General features: G+C 41.3%; 12 protein-coding genes. 11 read left to right on the top strand and 1 reads right to left on the bottom strand.

Annotated elements, in window-relative coordinates; all coding sequences use genetic code 11:
• The first annotated feature begins 16 nt into the window (after positions 1-16).
• From AC58QO_RS31355 to AC58QO_RS31330, 6 genes are all read left to right on the top strand, one after another.
• On the top strand, positions 17-8800 hold the full coding sequence (locus tag AC58QO_RS31355) for a Tc toxin subunit A-related protein (RefSeq protein WP_497272541.1): 8784 nt from the start codon (positions 17-19) through the stop codon (positions 8798-8800).
• Positions 8801-8836: 36 nt separating this feature from the next.
• Complete coding sequence (locus AC58QO_RS31350; protein ID WP_497272539.1) at positions 8837-9160, top strand: nucleotidyltransferase domain-containing protein; 324 nt, start codon at positions 8837-8839, stop codon at positions 9158-9160.
• Positions 9161-9578: 418 nt separating this feature from the next.
• Positions 9579-9755 carry a hypothetical protein gene (locus AC58QO_RS31345; RefSeq protein ID WP_497272537.1) on the top strand — a complete coding sequence of 59 codons (177 nt, stop codon included), beginning with the start codon at positions 9579-9581 and terminating at the stop codon, positions 9753-9755.
• Between the two features lie 143 nt (positions 9756-9898).
• On the top strand, positions 9899-10114 hold the full coding sequence (locus AC58QO_RS31340; protein WP_497272638.1) for a hypothetical protein: 216 nt from the start codon (positions 9899-9901) through the stop codon (positions 10112-10114).
• Positions 10072-10242: a GNAT family N-acetyltransferase gene (locus tag AC58QO_RS31335; RefSeq protein WP_497272535.1), complete on the top strand. Its 171-nt coding sequence runs from the start codon at positions 10072-10074 to the stop codon at positions 10240-10242. The genes AC58QO_RS31340 and AC58QO_RS31335 overlap by 43 nt, the downstream gene beginning before the upstream one ends.
• A 284-nt stretch (positions 10243-10526) precedes the next feature.
• The gene (locus tag AC58QO_RS31330; protein ID WP_497272533.1) at positions 10527-11093 is read left to right on the top strand and encodes a ribonuclease FAU-1 family protein; all 567 of its coding nucleotides are present in this window, start codon (positions 10527-10529) and stop codon (positions 11091-11093) included.
• Between the two features lie 814 nt (positions 11094-11907).
• On the opposite strand, the gene AC58QO_RS31325 is transcribed toward AC58QO_RS31330, so the two are convergent.
• Positions 11908-12660, bottom strand: a complete 753-nt coding sequence (locus AC58QO_RS31325) for a hypothetical protein (RefSeq protein ID WP_497272531.1) — start codon at positions 12658-12660, stop codon at positions 11908-11910.
• A gap of 203 nt (positions 12661-12863) precedes the next feature.
• On the opposite strand from AC58QO_RS31325, the gene AC58QO_RS31320 reads away from it, so the two are divergent.
• From AC58QO_RS31320 to AC58QO_RS31300, 5 genes are all read left to right on the top strand, one after another.
• On the top strand, positions 12864-16016 hold the full coding sequence (locus AC58QO_RS31320) for a Helicase associated domain protein (protein ID WP_497272530.1): 3153 nt from the start codon (positions 12864-12866) through the stop codon (positions 16014-16016).
• Between the two features lie 298 nt (positions 16017-16314).
• Entirely contained in the window at positions 16315-16782 is a 468-nt protein-coding gene (locus tag AC58QO_RS31315) for a DUF2691 family protein (protein WP_497272528.1), read from the top strand.
• 164 nt (positions 16783-16946) lie between these two features.
• Positions 16947-17270, top strand: coding sequence for a hypothetical protein (locus tag AC58QO_RS31310; RefSeq protein ID WP_497272526.1), 324 nt, complete (start codon positions 16947-16949; stop codon positions 17268-17270).
• Between the two features lie 79 nt (positions 17271-17349).
• Positions 17350-17874: a GNAT family N-acetyltransferase gene (locus AC58QO_RS31305; RefSeq protein WP_497272524.1), complete on the top strand. Its 525-nt coding sequence runs from the start codon at positions 17350-17352 to the stop codon at positions 17872-17874.
• 108 nt (positions 17875-17982) lie between these two features.
• A complete protein-coding gene (locus AC58QO_RS31300) occupies positions 17983-19269 on the top strand; it encodes an IS110 family RNA-guided transposase (RefSeq protein WP_497272522.1) in 1287 nt (428 codons plus the stop codon).
• The last annotated feature ends 495 nt before the right edge of the window (positions 19270-19764 follow it).

The following is a 19764-nucleotide window of genomic DNA, read 5'->3' as shown; positions in this document are numbered from 1 at the left end:
ATGAAAGGGGTTAACTATGAACCAAATTCCATTCCCTCTAAAGCTGCAGATGCAGAATGCTTCGGTTGGTCTATTACAGCAGTTTTTGCTGAAACTGAATTACTCGATCAAAGAGAATGAAATGCAAAAAGGATATTTCGGAGTAAGTACGCGGGATGCCGTAATGGCATTCCAAAAGGAAAATAAGCTCGAGCCAAGCGGGATCGTGGATGAGTCGACTGCGAAAAGTATCAATGAACTGCTGTTGGACAAGTATGTTGATAAACCGAAAACAACGCTAAAATTGAAAGGTATGGTTCGTAATAAACAAGGGGAGGGTGTGTCTCACCTTCTAGTCAAGCTTTTCTTAAAAGAACTGAGGGAGGGAATCTTACTTGCTGAAAAACGCTCCTACGAGAATGGTTTTTACGAAATCGAATATTCGCTTCCGGAGCGGCATGTAGACTCTCCTAACCTGTACATTCAAGTTTTCGATTCTAACAACAATCTGTGGCTAAGCTCCCCAGTTCTCTATCATGCGAAAAAAGACGAATGGCTGAATGTGATGGAAGGGGGCGAGTACTATGCAGGTCATCCTGAATTCGAGCTCTTGCTCCAACAAATACTGCCTTTCCTCAAGGGAATCTCAATCGCTCAGCTTTCTGAAGATAAGGAGCATAAGGACGTCACTTACTTGTCGCGGGCGGCGAAATTGAAACCGCAGCAACTGATGTATGTTATCGCAGCATATCGCTTATCGCAAACATCAGACATAGAACCGGATGTATTTTATGCGTTTTTCCGAGCAAATCTACCATCTGAATTGCCAAAGCTCGCAAAAGTGACAACGGATTTTACAAACATTGATTTCGTTATTCACAGTCTGCTGGAGGGTATTGTTTACCTCCCTGAAACCGTTCAAAAAAATACGCTTACCCAAGCGCTGGGGAAGAATCTGATTTCGGTTCGCTTTCGCGAGCTGATCGATCCCATCATGAACAAATTGGCCCAATTGAAATTACAAATGTCATTGGAAATGCCAGTAACGGCTGGTAAAATACCGATCAAGTCTGTACTCCATATCGCCATCCCTGATCACGGCCATCAACAGAAATTCATGAAGTCATACCTGGATAATAACGGGCAATTAAGAAAAGCTCTAAATCAACTGAAAAAGAATGAGCCGGAATTTACGCCAGAGTTGGTAGAAGAATTGAAGATGACGTTTAATCTGAGTTCTCTGACGAAAAGTCAGATTCCAGTCATTCAATTCTTGAAAGAAAAGGTTAACAACAATGATGTAAAGTCCATTAGGGAATTTGCGAAATATACGGCTAAAGATTGGGAAAAAGTCATAAAGCAATCTGCGCAAAACGGTCCCGACATTTATCCGGACAATATTGACGGGGATAGCGTAGAGGAGAAGATCAGTGTATTTGCTGAGATTTTACTAAATAATTTCGAAAAGGCATATCCAACTACAGCATTTGTCGCGCGCGTTGAACAAGACCCTGAAAGTCGATTAGCAAATAAAAAAGACGTGGTTCGGTTTTTTGATAATGCCGAAGAATTTCGGCTCAGATCTACCAATATCGATCGGCTGGTAAAAGAGAAGAACGAAAAATTATTTGAAGGAATTGAAAATAAGGAACAGGTTGTTCAAGACGTAAAGATGATGCAAAGAGTCATGCGCTTGTCACGAAATGTTAAAACCTCCAAAGTGCTGATGGATCGCGGTTTACATACTTCAAGTCAAATTTATTTTATGGGCAAGAACCAGTTTGTCGAAGAATTTGCCAGTCTTGAGATTACCAAAAGTGAAGCGCGCTATGTATATAAGAAAGCAGCAAAAAATTATGCGATTCTGATTAACAAATATACAAGATTTAATGAAGCGTTAAACCAGCCGACGCCTTCAGTCATCCTTTCTATGTATCCGTCCGATGAGCAATTAAAAGCACTGGAGGATTATCCAGATTTGAAAGTGCTTTTCGGGTCTATGGATTATTGTGCGTGCGAACACTGCAACTCGGTCTACAGTCCTGCCGCTTATTTGGTAGATATACTGCAATTTCTTTCAATGCGCAAAACGAAAGGTGGCCGAATGGCCAAAGATGTATTATTTGATCGAAGGCCTGATATCGGCACGATCTTGTTGCATTGCGCCAATACGAATACAGCCGTTCCTTATATTGATCTCGTATGCGAGATTTTAGAAAATGCGATTAACCATGAGGCTGTGTCGCATCAGACGGAAGGGACGGAGGCCGAATTAAGAGCAAGTCCGGCCTATGTCAGCGCAGCGGCTTACCAAACTCTTAAAGACGCGGTATATCCGCTACAAATGCCATTTGATCTTTGGACTGAAGAAGGCAGAGCTTATCTGGAGCATCTGGGCATGAAACGTGATGTGCTGATGCGGGATTTTCAAGTGGTGAAGGATTCGCCCTCGGATTATAAGCCACTAGATGTCGATATTGCCGCAGAGGTTTTCAAAATTAACGCGAAGCAACGACTATTGATTTGCAAGGAAGATTTGGCGGGTCAAGCAGACTATTGGGGCTGCGCTGATCCGGCAAATGAATTGGCTGTCGTTTCGACTTTTCTAAATCGCTCAAGTCTTGAATACTCAGACTTATTGGATTTGCTGGCATGTCCTTTTGTCAATTTCGGTGATCCCATATGCGAGATTGATCATCGAGAGGTATGCAATACCGATCTGCAATCGATAACAAATTTGGATCTTTCCCGTTTGGACAAGATGCATAGGTTTATCAGGCTATGGAAACAGACAGGATGGAAGATGTGGGAACTCGACAAGTTCATTCGCAATCCACTGATTGGCAACGGCAAGCTTGACGAAAGCTGTTTGATCCGATTACAAGACTGCAAACAGCTACAGGAGCGATTTAAGCTAACTGCTGAACAATTGCTGTCATTTTATGGCGTGATGTTGACAGAGAGCAACCTATACAAGGGTGAAGTCGAAAAATCACTATATGCGAGCTTATTTCTCAATCCGATTATTATTAAACCTCTCGACCCTGCTTTCGACATTTCGCAAATTACGAACCCTCTCACCGCACATAAGATCATGGATCACAAAAATACGATACTGGCAGCTTTAACGATGCAAGAATCAGAACTGGATCTATTGATTCCTCTCACCAAAGAACCTGCAGATTCCGATCTACATTATAACAACTTTGCTTTGCTGACATTAACTAAATTAAGTGTCATACACCGATACAACGCGCTTGCCAATGCGATGAAGTTGTCCTTGTCAGAGCTGCTGCTGCTTATTGAGGTCACGGAGACGACAGACCCGTTTGAAAGTCCCGATGCGACAACGCAATTTTTAAATAAATACGACGATTTCCGTGAATCGGTTTTTTCGCTGGAAATGATCGACTATCTGCTGCGTTTTCGGCCTGATTCTTCTATTGCGGTAGGACAGGGTACGATTAAACAGAAGATAGAACAGCTGCGTGAAGAATTGGCCAAATCAACGCCAGAACGTGTGGAAAGCGTTATTCTCGAACAAACCAGCAAAGGGTTCGGTTTGGATCCTTCAACGATGAAGCTGCTGCTGGCAAATATTAAATTGGAGACTGAAGCCAGTCCGCTAATGGCACACTTTAAGGATGTTAAATTAGTGGAGAAGAAAGCTGGCGGCGAGTTTAATTTTGAAGTATTAGAGGTTCAGTTCCCACAAATATATGCGGGTTATGAGCTGTTAAACAAAATTGCGGTTTTTATGAAAAGTTTGAAGATATTGGACGAGGAGTTAACATGGCTGCTGAGCAAGTCTCAGCAATTTGGACTACTGGATCTCGCAACATTTCCAGTAAAAGCAGGACAAGCTAACGTGCCGTTTCCTATTTTGCAGAATCTGTTGAAGGTGTATGGATTGCATCGGAAATTTCCGGCTCATAGTGGAGTTTCGATCTTCTCCATATTGGAGCAAATTGAGCAGAACGCAGATTTGGCCGAAGTGAGAAACGCGATTTCGTTATGGACATCGTGGCATGCAGATCAAATCGAATGGTTTGAAACGGCATGGAGCATTGGTGAAGCAAAAGATTATTCTTGTGACGTCTTGGCTCGCTATGACACATGCTTCTCCTGGATGAAGCGTGCTGATGTCCAAGCTGCAGCGCTGTTCGATTGGTCTCAAGCAAGTTTAAACGCATCGGATGCAAATGCTATTAAGCAAGCGGTGAAATCAAAATATGCGAATGATCAATGGCTGGCTGTGACGTCGAAGCTGCAAGATAGTTTGCGAGAGAAAAAGCGTGAAGCATTGGTAATGTATCTGGTGAATCATCCCTTGGAGATCGCCGGTATCGCTCAGTGGAATGACGTTCAAAGTTTGTTCAGCTATTACTTAGTCGATGTGGAAATGTCAGCATGTCAACAGACAACCCGTATTTTACAAGCTGTCGGTTCGATTCAGCTGTTTATTCAACGCTGCCTGATGAATCTGGAAAGTCCGAAAGTGGTCGTTGACGGTAATGATTCGGCATGGAAACAGTGGCAATGGATGAAGAATTACCGAGTATGGGAAGCCAACCGTAAAGTGTTTCTATATCCGGAAAATTGGATTGCGCCAGAACTGCGTGACGATAAATCACCTTTCTTTAAAGAACTTGAGAACGAGCTGATGCAAAATGAAATTACGAACGACTACGTGGAATCGGCTTTTCTGAGTTATTTAGACAAGTTAGATCAGGTGGCTCGCCTGGAAGTATGTGGTACGTATCACTACACCGATATTAACGAGGATGTCCTTCATGTAATCGCACGGACTCATGGCAATCCACCTATTTATTATTATAGACAATATATTCAAATGGACGGAAGCGGGCATTGGACGCCATGGGAGAAAGTCGATGTGGATATTCACGCCGATCAAGTCGTTCCGGTTATATATAACCGCAAATTGCATTTGTTCTGGCCGGTATTTACGGAAAAGCCGAATGCGAATCAGAAAATACCCGCCGCCCAAGCCAACATCATACCAGCACCGCCTAAAAAATATTGGGAGATTCAATTGGCATGGAGCGTATATCTGAAAGGTAAATGGTCTCCGAAAAAAGTATCTGAGCAGAAGCTGATTCATCCATGGTTCAGACCGAAGCATGCATATCATTTTAAAGCTATGGAAACAGAACAGAACGAACTGCTGATCAATCTGTTTATCAACTACAGTGTAAAAAACTTTTCGAATCGCAGGGATCCAGCTGATCATTCGGATAACCTCATATACTCGGAGGACAATCTTCAAGCGGATTTGCCTTGGCACTCGTCGCAATTTGTATACAACGGGCGCATGGCTGATATCCGCATATCAGAAATATCCAACCAATCGTTCGGAGATTTAACCGAGTTCGGTAAGGAAGCAGAGGCTATTCACCGATTACAGTACGTTCAGGGTCCGATATTATTGCCTGCGGAATCTCATTATGAATACAATCAAATCGTGCATAACAAAGATAATTCCAATATAATGTATACCTTAAAAGAAAGCGCGAAAAGACTGGATAACGGGCTGGTTCTTAATCATGCATTGAAACCTTACTCGTTAGTCATTCCGCATCAAGACGTTCAATTCGATTCATCCAGTCCTTTTTTCTATCAAGATCCTGCAAGAGTGTTTTTCATTTTGTCGAAAAGGTTGTACCAGCAGGGCTCCCAATTCACGGAAACACCGATTGCCTATTCGACGCCTTACAAACCGATGTATACGTTCTATCCGTTTTATCATCCATATACATGGCTGTTTATCCGAGAGCTCAATCGCGTTGGCGTCGAGGGCGTTTTCAACTTGGATATTCAAATAAAACCGGAATCGTACTATCCTTACAACACCTTCCATTTTGGAAATGTCTATCAGCCGAATGGCAGCGTTGCTACCGTGCCTTACGATCCGAAAGAAGACTATAACAAGGAGATTGTCGATTTCTCATTCAGCGGTTCGTATGCCTTGTACAACTGGGAATTGTTCTTTCATACGCCGTTTCTGATAGCGAACAAGTTAAGTAGCAATCAGCGCTTTGAAGAGGCAATGAAATGGTACCATTATATATTCGACCCGACTGTCGTCTCTGATGAGAAGTCCCGAAGGAAATATTGGAAAACAAAGCCGTTCTATAATACCAATGATGATGACTATAAAAATCAGGAAATCCGAAAGCTGATGGACCTTATCACCAAGCGCAACAAGACGACGGAAGGCGAAGTAAACGCTTGGCGGCAAAATCCGTTTCAACCGCACTTGATAGCACGTACTCGTACGGTTGCATATCAGAAAACGATCGTAATGAAATATATCGACAATTTAATTGCATGGGGTGACAAATTATTCAGACGAGATACGTATGAATCGGTTAATGAAGCTACTCAACTATACATTCTTGCCGCAGAAATATTAGGTGAGCGTCCGAAACTGATTCCAAGAAATAAGCGGGAGTCTGTTGCCTATAATGACATCAACTGGGATCAATTCGGCAATGCACTTGCTAACGTGGAAAATACCATTGAAGCAAGCGAGACAAAACTTATATCCGAGAGCAACGCGATGGACTTACCTAATCTGGATACGCTATATTTCTGCATTCCGCCTAATGAACTATTAATGGAGTATTGGGACAAGGTTGCCAATCGCCTGTATAAAATCCGCCATTGTATGAATTTTGATGGCTTGGTGAGATCACTGCGCTTATTTGACCCGGAGATCGATCCTGGGAAGCTGGTTCTAGCAGTCGCTTCAGGTCGTGATATGAATAGTGCCTTGAGCGAACTTGCCGTCATGAGGCCTGGTTATCGCTTTGCGTCTGTGGTACAAAAGGCAAATGAGCTATGCAACGAATTGAAGTCGCTGGGTTCGGCATTATTGGTAGCACTTGAAAAGCGGGATGCGGAAGCGTTCGCGCTACTGCGGTCAAGTCAAGAGTTTAGTCTCTTGAATAAAGTTAAGGCAGTCAAACAAGAACAGATTAATGAAAGCAATTTTGCCGTGGAGGCGTTGCAAAAATCCTATGAAACCTTGCAAGCTAGACGGGATTATTACCGGGATATTCAGCGAGTTAGTAATGAGGAACAATTGCAAAAAGATAAGCTCGGCGCAGCATTAGATTGGCAACAGACAGCTCAAATCATCAATATAGGGGCGTCGCTGGCTCATCTTGTTCCTGATGTGAAAGTAGGGGTTGCGGGATTCGGCGGAACGCCAACCGCTGAGTTCTCTTTTGGCGGCACTCAGTTGGGAAGTTCATTGCAAGCCGTTGCAGGGGCCGCTTCATTCATGGCGAACATCGCCAATTATGATGCGAACATGGCCTCCATCAATAGCAGCCATGAAAGGCGATGGGCGGATTGGAAGCTACAGGAACTATTGGCGAATAAGGAACTGCTCCAATTGGAGCAGCAGATTGAGGCAGCTAAGGAAAGAAAGAGCATAGCTGTAATGGAGTTGGCCAATCATGAACAACAGATCGAAAATGCAGTAGTGATTGACGAGTATATGCATAGCAAGTACACGAATCAGGAGCTGTACGACTGGATGGTCGGTCAAATCTCGACGGTGTATTTCCAGAGTTATCAACTGGCTTTCGATGTAGCGAAAAAAGCGGAGTTATGTTATCAATTTGAACTGGGCATCCAGGAAGCTTCTTTCATTAGGTTCGGTTATTGGGACAGCCTGAAGAAAGGCTTATTGTCAGGCGATCAATTGTTCCAGGACATTAAGCGCATGGAAGTGGCTTATATGGACAACAACAAACGGGAATTTGAGCTTCAAAAGAATATTTCGTTAGCTATGCTAGATCCGGTTGCCTTATTGAAATTGAAGGAGAATGGGGAATGTTTCGTTGATTTGCCCGAAGCACTTTTCGATATGGATTATCCGGGGCATTATACTCGAAGAATTAAATCTATGAGCATATCTATACCGGTAATTGCCGGCCCTTATACGACGATTAATTGTACAGTGACGCTAACGAATAACAGCTATAGGAAAACCACGGATCCTGGTACGCAGTATACCCGAAATGCGAATGCAGACGGCTTATTCTTGGATGATGACCGATTCATGGATAATCCCGGTATGGATCAATCCATAGCCATTAGCCATGGGCAATACGACAGCGGATTGTTTGAGCTGAATTTCAATGACGAACGATATTTGCCGTTTGAAAGAGCGGGAGTGATCAGTTCATGGCATATTCGTTTGAATAAAGACTTCAAACAATTCGATTTCCAGACCATCACGGATGTGATTCTCCATCTAAAATACACAGCCCGAGATGGTGGTACGAACTTGAAAGATCGGGCTGTCACTTCATTAAATAGCCAGCTGAATCGTATCGCGCTGGCGGAAAGCAGACGGGGTTTGTTCCGAGTTTTCAACGTGAAGCAGGAATTCCCGAACGAATGGTACGCATTCTTACTTGCTGTCAATCCGGGTGATGAGCAAATCTTGCAACTGGAAATCAGCAAGGAACGTTTCCCTTTGTTTACGAAAAACTTCAATGTGAAGGCGGGCAAAATTGAATTAGCCGCAAAGTTGAAACACGCGGATTCATATAAAGTCGTCCTGTCACCGCCGCTGCTTGCATCAAATGAACTAACTTTGCAAAAAGACAATATTTTTGGCGATTTGCATCATGCTGCTACTGCTAGTTTAGGCGAGTCTGGTGTAGATATAGGTTCATGGAAGTTACGAATGAAAAAAGAAGGAGTGGCTAGTTTCAACGCTTTGGAGGCGGCCGAAGTTCAGGACTTGTTTATCATCGTCAATTATTCGTTGGTACCGAAATGATCACAGGGCAGAAGTACTGTGGAGGGATTATGTGGAATGGATGAAGAGATACATCAATTAATTCGAAAAATTGTATACATTTATCAACCGGAAAAAATAATACTGTTCGGTTCGCGTGCCAAGGGTACGGCCAAGTTGAGCAGCGATGTTGATCTGCTAATCATCAAAGATACGCTAGAACCAATGGACACAAGAGGACGTAAAATAAAGCCACTGTTATACGACTGTATATACCATGTGGACTTACTTATTTATACTCAGGAAGAGATAGAGGAGCAGCGTAGAAATCCTTACACTTTTATCAGTTCTGTGCTTAAGACGGGTGTTGAGGTTTATAATGCGGGATTAACGAACATTTAGGTGATTTAAGTTAAAGTGATGGGGCGGTTCTCACTTTACGCGTGAATTCGATCCCTTAGTTTGCAGAAATGAATATAGTTTATTAACATTCAGGGGTACTCGAAAAGAGCACCCCTGAATGCGTGTACGCTATTAAGGAAGGGGCGAGTTTCGGTTGCACAGGATCTTTGTGGTCAGACTATCGGTTGGACTCGCGGCACCATAGTTAAACGACCTTCTCGCCAGCTGTAATATCATTATTGTGGCAAACCATAACAAATTTTCATCATTACGTGGTGCTCTGTTAGGGGCATGTATCACTAACGGAGAACGCTAGCATAACAATAAGAGCATTAAGATTAAACCCTGCCAATTCTAGCAAAGCTAGAGATAACTTATACTTGGGAGGGGTTTTATTAAGACATTGAAGGAGTTATGGATGCTGTATGAAGCTGACAAACGTATCCTGGGGTTCAGCACGCATACAATGAAAGCAATGGCAAAAAGCATCGGCATAGAGACGAGTGTAGAGCCTGTTCAAATTCGGCCCATCGAACTCAGGTATTACGTGCTTCGGGAAGTCGCCGGTATTACGTTTTTTGATATAACTCATTAAAAGGTATAGTTAGATTGGTGCTTACGCAATTCACAACCATCACTTAACTAACGAGAAACGAGAGCTCAATAAAAAATCATATGAAGCTGCCGCGAAAGAAACGGCAGCTTCATTACGTTAACGGGCAGGAGGAGGGATTTTTAATGGATATAGAAATCATACCTCTAGTTGAATCTCATGTACCTAATGTTACAGGTTTGATAGCTGGCTACATAAATTCTTCTTCCAATGGAGTAGACGAAGTTGTTTCATTACCAGAGCAACTCGAACAATGCGAACAAATCTTAAATAGGTTTATTAGGGACAGTTTAGCGTATTGTTATTTAGCAAAGCAGGGTCAAGAATACCTGGGGTTATAGTTCTTTCGTGGAGCTTCTCAATAAGCAAAGGTTACCCAATCTTACGTATCGAGGCTTTATACTCATCTTCGAAGCATAGAAAGAAAGGCGTAGGCAGGAAACTGATGCAGCATGCTATTGACTTCTAAAAAAGTCACACGATTACAGCTCGAAACAGCAACAGCTGATGATAATGTTCCAGCTCGAAATTTGTACAAGCAATTCGGATTTAAGTTAGTACAGGGAAAAGGTGTTTATATGTCATTTCAATAAACTGATATGGTGTTGAACCAACGGCGAACGATAGAGAAGGAGCTTGCCTCGCGGCAGTCCTTTTTTGTTCATTCAAGTAACGAGAAGGTTAAATCGAATAAGTCGTTTTCCTTAAAGTGGGAAAATGTTAAGCTGAAGGAAAGTTTGAGGGGGAGTATTGGTGCTAAAAAGGAAGTTCGGGGATCGTTCAGATTGGAAGCGTGTATTAGTTAGGGAATATGCTCAGTCTTTTATCGAATCGGATAGCTTCAATGGTTATGTGACCCTCTTGCGAATTGTCAAAGTATCAAACCCTCTTTACGTTGAATATAACGGAGAAAAAATTTGCATTGTTGATGATGGCTTTCTATGGCTTCAACAATTCCCTTCAGCTCGTAACCATTCCGTAACAACAATGTTTGATGCAAAGGGTAATATCGTGCAGTGGTACATAGATATATGTTTCCAAAATGGAGTCAGTGAGAACATTGTACCGTGGATGGACGATTTGTTTCTGGATTTAATTTTTTTACCATCTGGTGAACTAATTAATAAGGACACGGATGAACTGGAAGGAGCTTATATCAGCGGAATAATAAATAAGACACTATATGATTTAGCCAAGGCAGAGTCAACTAAGCTTAGCGAATTAATTAAGTGTGATGAGTTCGCGTTATTAAAGCTTTCTGAAGAACATAAAGAATTTCTATCTCAAAAGCTAGAAACAAAGGGTGGTTCATTAAACTAACGTGAGAACGATAGTTCGATCACTACATGACGGCAGCTGGTATATGATCGTCTGCCGTTTTCCATTAAAGTAACGGGCAGTAATGCGGAATAACGAGTATCGAATTCTGAAACAAAGTGTAGTACAAAGATAATGAGTTTTACTGAACTGGATGGTGGTTTTTCTGGATTTGGAGAAGGTTGGAGAATATGAAACGCAACAATTGGTAAAACAATTTGGCGTATTAGCAATACATGAAGAAGAATCCTCAAATCTTCTTTATAAACGTATAGGAGTCTTAGATGTATTTGACCACTGCCTAACGGAACACCCATACTTTCAATGAATTTTTGAGTCTCAAATCTACCCTATATAAAATACATGATATTAAAACGCTTTCTTTCTTAGTGATGCTCTCTATAAGGGAATTGTGTTTTTCAAATTTCTTTTTCTCCAATCTTGATGCAGTGTTTAAATTAAAGTTCCCAGGAATAGGTTTATGCTGCGACGCGCATTTAGAGAAAATTATCTTTCTATGACGTGGACTGTTGTGGACAACAGGTTCTTTCGACTCTTCTTTTTATCTTCAAGCCAAGAAGTTGTTGCGCATCTAGAGAGAGTTTTCGAGGACTTTGAAACCAAACTTCTTGGCAAAAGACCTTCGCAACTGGAAAGATGAATGGTTTTGGGAGAGGGTATCAGAAAGTGCGTTAAGCGACTATTTTTACGCAGCGTTTGTTAGACATTTAAAGGTTTGGTCCATACAACAAAGTTGACCTCGGTGAAACTCCAACCTTTCAATGCAACCGATTTATGTAAAAATTGGAACGGTTGTTCATTTAAAATCAATTTCAGTGCCTACCGTATGCCCTGCATCCATTACAGCTGCCGTACCTGTAAGTACATATTCATTTGCCAAATTGAATTTATCTTTTGCTTTCTGAAATGAACTTGGTTTGTTATCATCTAAAAATTCCATTGTAGCCTCGTAAGCATCTTCTCTGTTAGAGTGTGCTTGAAAAAAACTATCTTTTGCGGAAGTCATAAGTTTCTTTACGTTATCTGGCAAAATAGCGGGTACTTTCATTGCTAAAATCTGTAACTTCAGTTTCCCTTCTGTTTCTTTTAATGTTTTTGCTGCCTGATATGCTTTGAAGATGTCGCCACTTTGAAGTGCTTGTTGGTAAGCATTATCGGACGATTTGGTAGTCGCCTCTAACTGTAAAATGGTATCCATAAACCGCTGGATTTCTTTAGCGTACTCACTTTTATCACTGGCAGCTTTCGCCGCCGTTTGTTCTGGTTGTGGTGTTTTATGGTTTTGGTCAGCAACTGCTGTTGATTCCTGCTTTGAAGTTTCATCACTTGCCTTTTCTAACTGTTGACTTTGTGGTGAAGTTGCAGCAATTGAAACCGTGCTTTCTTGTGTTGCATTACTATAGTTATCATAAAACCAAAAACCGCCTAAATATAAAAGAAACAATCCAGCAAGTATGCCTTTAACTTTGTCCTCCCCCTTGGGTGTCGCGAACCCCCCTAAAAAACAAAAGAGACCAATGATAAAAACAATAGACCCGAGAGCAACCATCTAACCCATCCCTTTCTTCCTTAATATTCCTCTAATTAAATCTTATCACGCTCGTTTCCAAAGGTCACGAGTTAAATTGGTACAGAATGTATCAGTGTTGGTAAAGTGTTGCGAAAAAAGTCAGTTAAACCTTGGGTGTTGAGCTTGTTTAGTTTCATATGTTTATCTACACTTAATATGAATTACAAGATGAGGTGGCTATTATGAACGATTATGAGGATGGTAGTAATCTAGTTGAGTCAGTAACTGGTAAGTGGCGCAGGGGCATTATGTTAAAGACCTTAGATCAACTAAAAGAGCGGCTCATAATGCTAGTTTTCAATAATGAAGTAGAATCGATAAAGCAGCTGTTTCGTGAGAGTGCTTATTTATCAAATGATGAAAAGGAGAAATTAAGTCTTTATTTTATAGAACATCTGTTGCAAGGAAATGGATGGCTAGTTAGCGTGGTGGGAGGAAGAGGAGATGGCGGTGCTGATATTCTCATGATGCATCCTTCAAGTCCGTCATTGACATGGATGGTCGTTCAAGTTAAACACCAGGCCCGGCCATTGACATCGCATGATGTGTTAGCAGAAGTTAAGAAATTTGAATTTGAAGCCGCGCCCAAATACGCCTGTCATCAATATATGATTATTTCTTTAAGCGGCTTTGTGAAGAACGCATACCGCTACAAGGAATGCAATGTTCAACTAGAAGATTGGACGCACATTAAACGTCTTATTCAATCGTACAAAGAAGGAAAACAAACACCAGAAATGGAGTTTGAACTATTTAGTCATAACAAAGTGACGTTTGAAACTATTAAGAAAATATGGAACGAAAATGAGCGAGTGGCGGCTGTACAAGCTACTGGTACAGGAAAAACCTATCTGATTGCGAATTGCCTAGCTCAATTTGCAAATGAACGCAAGCTGGTTGTGGCTCCAAGCCAATACATCTTAGACAACATCCGAAAAGTAGCTCGGTGGGCATCGGATACTACGGAATTTGTGACTTATCAAAAAGTCATAGGCTGGACGAAGCAAGCACTGCCAACCAATCGCTACGGTTTAATTGTATTGGATGAGTTTCATAGAGCAGGAGCGGAACGTTGGGGGGAAGGGGTTAAGCATATTTTCTATCAACATGAGGGAACGAAAATACTTGGCACAAGTGCGACACCAATCCGCTATTTGGACGGCGGACGGGATATGGTGGAAGAGCTATTTCAGGGAAATCTCGCGGTTAATGTTTCCCTCAGCGACGCAATTGTCCGAAATCTTCTACCTATGCCCAAGATTATTACTTCGCTGTACACTATCGATAATGAAGCCACTGCAATGGCTCAAAAGATTAATAATAGTGAAGAGGAGCAAGCAGAAAAAGAAAAAGCGCTTCGTAAGTTACAAGAATATCAAATGAATTGGGAAAAGGTGCATGGTGTACCTGGCCTATTCCAAAAGCACCTTTCGCCGAACTCGACTAAATTTATCGTTTTTTGCGAAAATACAATGCACCTTAGTGAAATGGAAGGTCTTGTTTATGGTTGGTTTAAAAAGTCAGGAGTAACGAAAGTGATTCGAACCTATCGAGTAACTAGTGACTACGTGGGTTCGGACGACGAGTTTACGGAGTTTTCAAGTAGTACTCGTACCGATGTGCTACATATTCTTTTTTGCATAAATAAGCTTAATGAAGGGATTCATATTTCTTCTGTTGATGGTGTGATCTTACTGCGCCCTACAAGGTCGCCAACGTTGTTTTACCAACAGATTGGACGCGCCTTACAAGTAGATTCGGAACACACTCCATTGGTGTTTGACTTGGTAAACAACATTACAAATGTTGAAGGTACATATTTTGCTCGCGAACTGGAAGTTTCGTTGGCCTCTTATAATAAGTTGCGCACTTCACTTGGGTTAGATCCACTAACACCATCGATTACCATTTATGATGAATCGATCGAAGATGTTGCTTTTTTGAAAGAGTTAGAACGTAGTTTGCTTTCGACGTGGGATGTTTCTTATGAGCGATTACGTCAGTTCAATGAGCAACATGGTCACATGGAAGTGCCAAAGGATACTAAATCATTAAAGGCCTTAGCTGCATGGTGCGTCACGCAACGAATGAATTATCGGAGTGGGTCCCTATCCACAGAACAGATCGTGCGTCTCAATGAAATCGATTTTGTTTGGGAGCCTCAGGACATCCGTTTTGAGGAACGATTTATGGAGTTAAAAGCATATCAACATCTACATGGACATTGTAACGTGACCAAAAGCCAAAACAGTGTCCTTGCCACCTGGTGTGGCACACAGCGCGAGTTTTTTAAGAATGGAGACCTGTCGGAAGATCGTATAAAAAAACTAGAGCATATCGGTTTTGAGTGGAATGTGAACGATTGCAAATTTGATAAAATGTATGGGCTACTGTTTGCGTTCAAAATTCAAACCGGCCATTGTGAAGCAGGCCAGAATGATGGGATATTAGGTCGCTGGTGTGTTCTTATGAGGAGTACCCATAAAAACAAACAATTGAGTGAATATAGAATTAGAATGCTTACCGAACTTGGATTTACCTGGGATACCCTTGATGAGAAATTTCAAAAGTCATTTATTGAACTAGAACAGTTCAAACAAATGAATGGACATGTTAATGTGCCATATGGCTATGGTCCCCTTCGGAAAAGGTGTGATGGATGGAGGAGTCGTAAAAGGGATAATCGACTTTCTCCAATGCAAATCAAACAACTAGATAATATTGGATTCATTTGGGATCCAAATGAGTCCAATTTTGCAGATATGCTTAATCAGTTAGAAACCTTTAAAGTTGAACATGGTCATTGTAATGTGCCCCAGAGCAAAGGAAAGTTAGGAAATTGGTGTAATACCCAAAGGCAGTGGCTGCGCAGTGGTAAACTAACTGATGAACGAAAGCGGAAATTGGATGATCTGGGTTTTGTGTGGGATGCTGTTAAGGACCAGTACAACAAGCAGTTCCAAGCCCTTCAAGATTATTATGTACTGCATGGGAATTGTAAAGTAAGCCAACAAGAATCCAAGCAGTTATATAACTTTTGCGTGAATTTAAGAGATTCGTATCGCAATGAAAAGCTTTCATCTAAGCGTATTGAGGCTTTAAATCTATTACACTTTGAATGGGATCCGGATGCCATTCAATTCGAGACGATGTTCAATAAATTGCTTGACTTCCGTAAAAAGAATGGGAATTGTAATGTGCCATACCGAAACGGCTATTTGGGAATTTGGGTCGGTTCTCTACGGAAAAGCTACAAAAATAAGTCTTTAAACGATGAAAAAATCATGCGGTTAAATGAGATCGGTTTTGAGTGGTCAAGATACAAAAATAAATAAGTTAATATGTCGCAGTTAATTAAAGGGGCATCGTGGGATGTTGATGGACTCGCACATTACTGGGAGATGTGCAAACGTAGAATTTTTATGATTATAGGTTGAGGAGTCTATGAAAAAAAACGTGGTTTTTGATGATCCATTCCTCTATCGCAGAATGAGTTAAACAGTGAAGGAGTGCCGCGTGGCAGCACTTCACCCCGCTAACGATTCATTACAATTGAAGGCTGCCGAAGTTTATTGTTCGGTAGCCTTCTCAGCTAAGGTGCAGGATAATTGAATAATGCTGGAGGGGATAAAAATGAAAAGAGGAATTAGTTTCGAGATTCCAAATGAGTACGGAAGTTTTCTTGGAGATATATTGAAGCCCATCGATACAACATCATTCAACTGGTATATTGGGGGTGAGGAGTCATATTTCGTGAATGAAGGTACTTTAGGGGAGCCACTTTTCCCTGAAGAAGTGTACAGTATGGATGGCGAAATTCATAAAGGAATCATAGAAAATAACGAGCATTATCTAATTTTTGTAAATATAAAAGCTTACCCAAAAGAGAAAATCGTAAAAGATATTAAAACATACGTAGAGTTCTTAAATAGCGATTGTCAGCTCGTTCTCTTAATCGTTGATAGTACTTACGTCACGATCTATTGCAAAGAAAAAGATTTAATTGAAAGTCTGTATCATAACGCAAAATTAAATGGATACGAAAATGTTCATTTCGTTACAGATGAAAATGACGGACGAACAAAACTTACTGTATGGTAATAACGTTACGCTAACGGGAGAACTATAGTTTAAATGAAGAGATAACGGCAGCCGGCACACGATTGGCTGCCGTTGTCTGTTAAATAAAGGGCAGGATAGTTTGGTTATAGAGCTACTTTACCTTCAATGACATGGTAAAATAAACCATGAAAGGGAGGGTCTAAATGAGTATTGAAATAGTGATGATCCCATATGAAGAAAAGTCAGTTCTTTACAATCTTATTCAGTTATATCGTTACGATAGTAGTGATTTTTTTATTATGAGAAAGTACCGTCGAAAAGGAGTTGGTAGTAAGGTTGCGTACTCACTTCTTGAGCGGTTCATTGGTACATGGGAAATAAGGCAAACAGTTGCCAACCAACCTGCGTATACGTTTTGGAAGCAGAAAATCTCTAAGTATAAACAAAACAACATTTATCAAGAGAGTTTTCTACAAAATGAGAAATGGAATGGTCCTGTTTTTGTTTTTGAGTCAGGTATAGTTTGAACTAGCCGTAGAATATAGTTGAACGTCGAAGCTGCCGGAACGATTGACGAAAAAATCACGTTAATGGAGGCAATAAGAATTGATTAATTCAAACCTTAAATTTCCTGAATTTGAGACTGATAGGCTGAAGCTAGCACTTTTGACGTTGGATGATACTGAAGCTGTATTTAAGCATTTTTCAGACGAGAATGTTACAAGATTTATGGATATAAGTCCATGTAAAGATAGAGAAGAAGCTGAGGAAATCATAAAATTTCACATAGAAGATACCGGTTGCCGCTGGTCAATTGTTAGTAAGAGTGATGCTGAAATTATTGGGACTTGTGGTTTCCATTGCTGGATTCAGGGAGAACAATCTAGAGCTGAAATCGGATTTGATTTAGCAAAAGGATATTGGGGAAAAGGAATTATGCAAGAAGCACTGAAGCCTATAATAGATTTTGGCTTCAAACAGATGCACTTAGATAAAATCGAAGCTACTGTTGACCAAGAAAACAAAAGATCTATAACTTTACTCCAAAAACTTAGTTTTGGAAAAGAATCAGAACTAAGAGATAAGTTGATATATTTTTTCCTACTAAGAGAACATTGGGAATTGCGCTAAACATTCCTGTATAGCCTAAGAAATGAGCTTTGTCAAAAAAGGAGCGCCTCGGTATGATGGGTTTGTCGACGGGTAGATACCCAACACCATCAAGGGGGCGCTCTTATTATGAAGTTTAAGCAATCAGACGGACAAAATCAACGTATTGAACGAATTACCACTTCACATCTTGTTGTGGGTATAGATATGGCAAAGGAAACTCAAGTAGCTCAAGCTACAAATTTTAGAGGTATTGTCCTTACAAACCAGCACCTTTCCTTCAAAAACACACTCTTAGGATTTGAAAAGTTACTTCGTTGGATGGAAGGCTTGCAACAAAAACATCGATTAAAGAGCATCATAATTGGCATGGAGCCGACGGGACACTACTGGTACAGTTTGGCTAACTGGCTTGTGGAAAAAGGCCTAAACGTTGTTCTAGTCAATCCTGCAACGACGAAACGAAACAAAGAAAACCGAGATAATTGCCCTTCCAAGAGTGATCCGAAGGATGCCCTTGTTATTGCAGATGTTGTTAGCCGTGGCTATTACTATGAATACATCCGACAAGCAACTCATTTTCAGAGGTTACGGACCCTAATGAATGATCGGGAATTTTGGGTCACAAATAGTGTTCGGATGCAAAATCGGATCGTTCGCTGGTTGGATATACGCTTCCCTGAGTATACTTCGGTGTTTAAAGATTGGACATGTCCACGATCCCTAGCAACACTCAAAGAGTTCCCATCCCCGCTGGATTTAAAAGGTCAATCTACTTCAGAAGTTATTACAGGTTGGAGAAAATATATGAAGCGAGCTGGAGGCTCCACGGGTATTCAGAAAGCAGCTGAACTACTCTCTAAAGCAGTTCAGAGCGTGGGGGAAACTGTAGCGCTGAATGAGGCCAAACAGGATATACATCGCTTATTAGAAGAATACGAGCGCATCGAAAGCATTTTGAACCAAATAGAACAAGAAATCGCAGCTTTGCTTGGTGAGATCCCAATTTCTAAACAGTTTCGCTCCGTTAAAGGTCGAGGCACAATCTATATCGCAGCAATTCTGGCAGGTGCGGGTGATCTGAAGCAGTATGCTCACGGGCGTCAGTTGCTACGGAAAGCTGGTTTGAACCTGGCAGAGAGCATGTCTGGAAAGCGCAAGGGCCAAATCGTACTCTCCAAACGAGGAGATTCCACACTTCGAAAATATTTGTATCTGGCTACCTTAACATTAGTGGGAACAAACCCTGTATTTAAGCAATTACATGAGAATAATGTGCAAGTTAAACATATAAGTAAACAGAAGTCCATATTTAAATTGCTTGGAAAACTGGCACGAATCTTAGTCGGCATGGTGCATTCCGAGGAGTCATTTACTCCTGAAAAAACGGTCGTTCAGTATACTCAGGCTGCCTAACATCTTCGAACTAACGTAAATTGATTCATTCGCAGGACTTCAAACAAAGAAAGCACGGAGGACCGAGTTCGTTATCCATAAGGGCACAGACCCATCCGCTAAACGCTATCGGTCTCCACACCTTGGAAAGGTGTAACGAAGGAATGTTAGGGTGTCGACCCGTAGAGCCTTGGGATGGTCAATCTCCAGGGGATTGTGGAGAATGCGTGCAGTAGAGTATGATGTGGGGAAATATTCCATCTGTTCCTCTGTTCCCGTATGCCTAAAAAGAGTAACTAATGGTCGTGATAACTTAATATCCTTACGGCCGCTATATTCCAAAGTGATGAAATCCTGCGAATGAATGAGTATTCGTTAGATAAAACCTTAATACTGAGGGACGGAAAACGATAGTTGAGGGGCTTGCTTTGCGGCAGCTCCTCTTTTGTTTATGAAAGTAACGGGCAGATTACTTGTAGAATACGTCCTCTAAATTGAATTTAGTAAATTCCACTA

This window comes from Paenibacillus sp. J31R30 (genome assembly GCF_059692115.1).
This window is presented reverse-complemented; position numbering and strand designations above follow the sequence as displayed.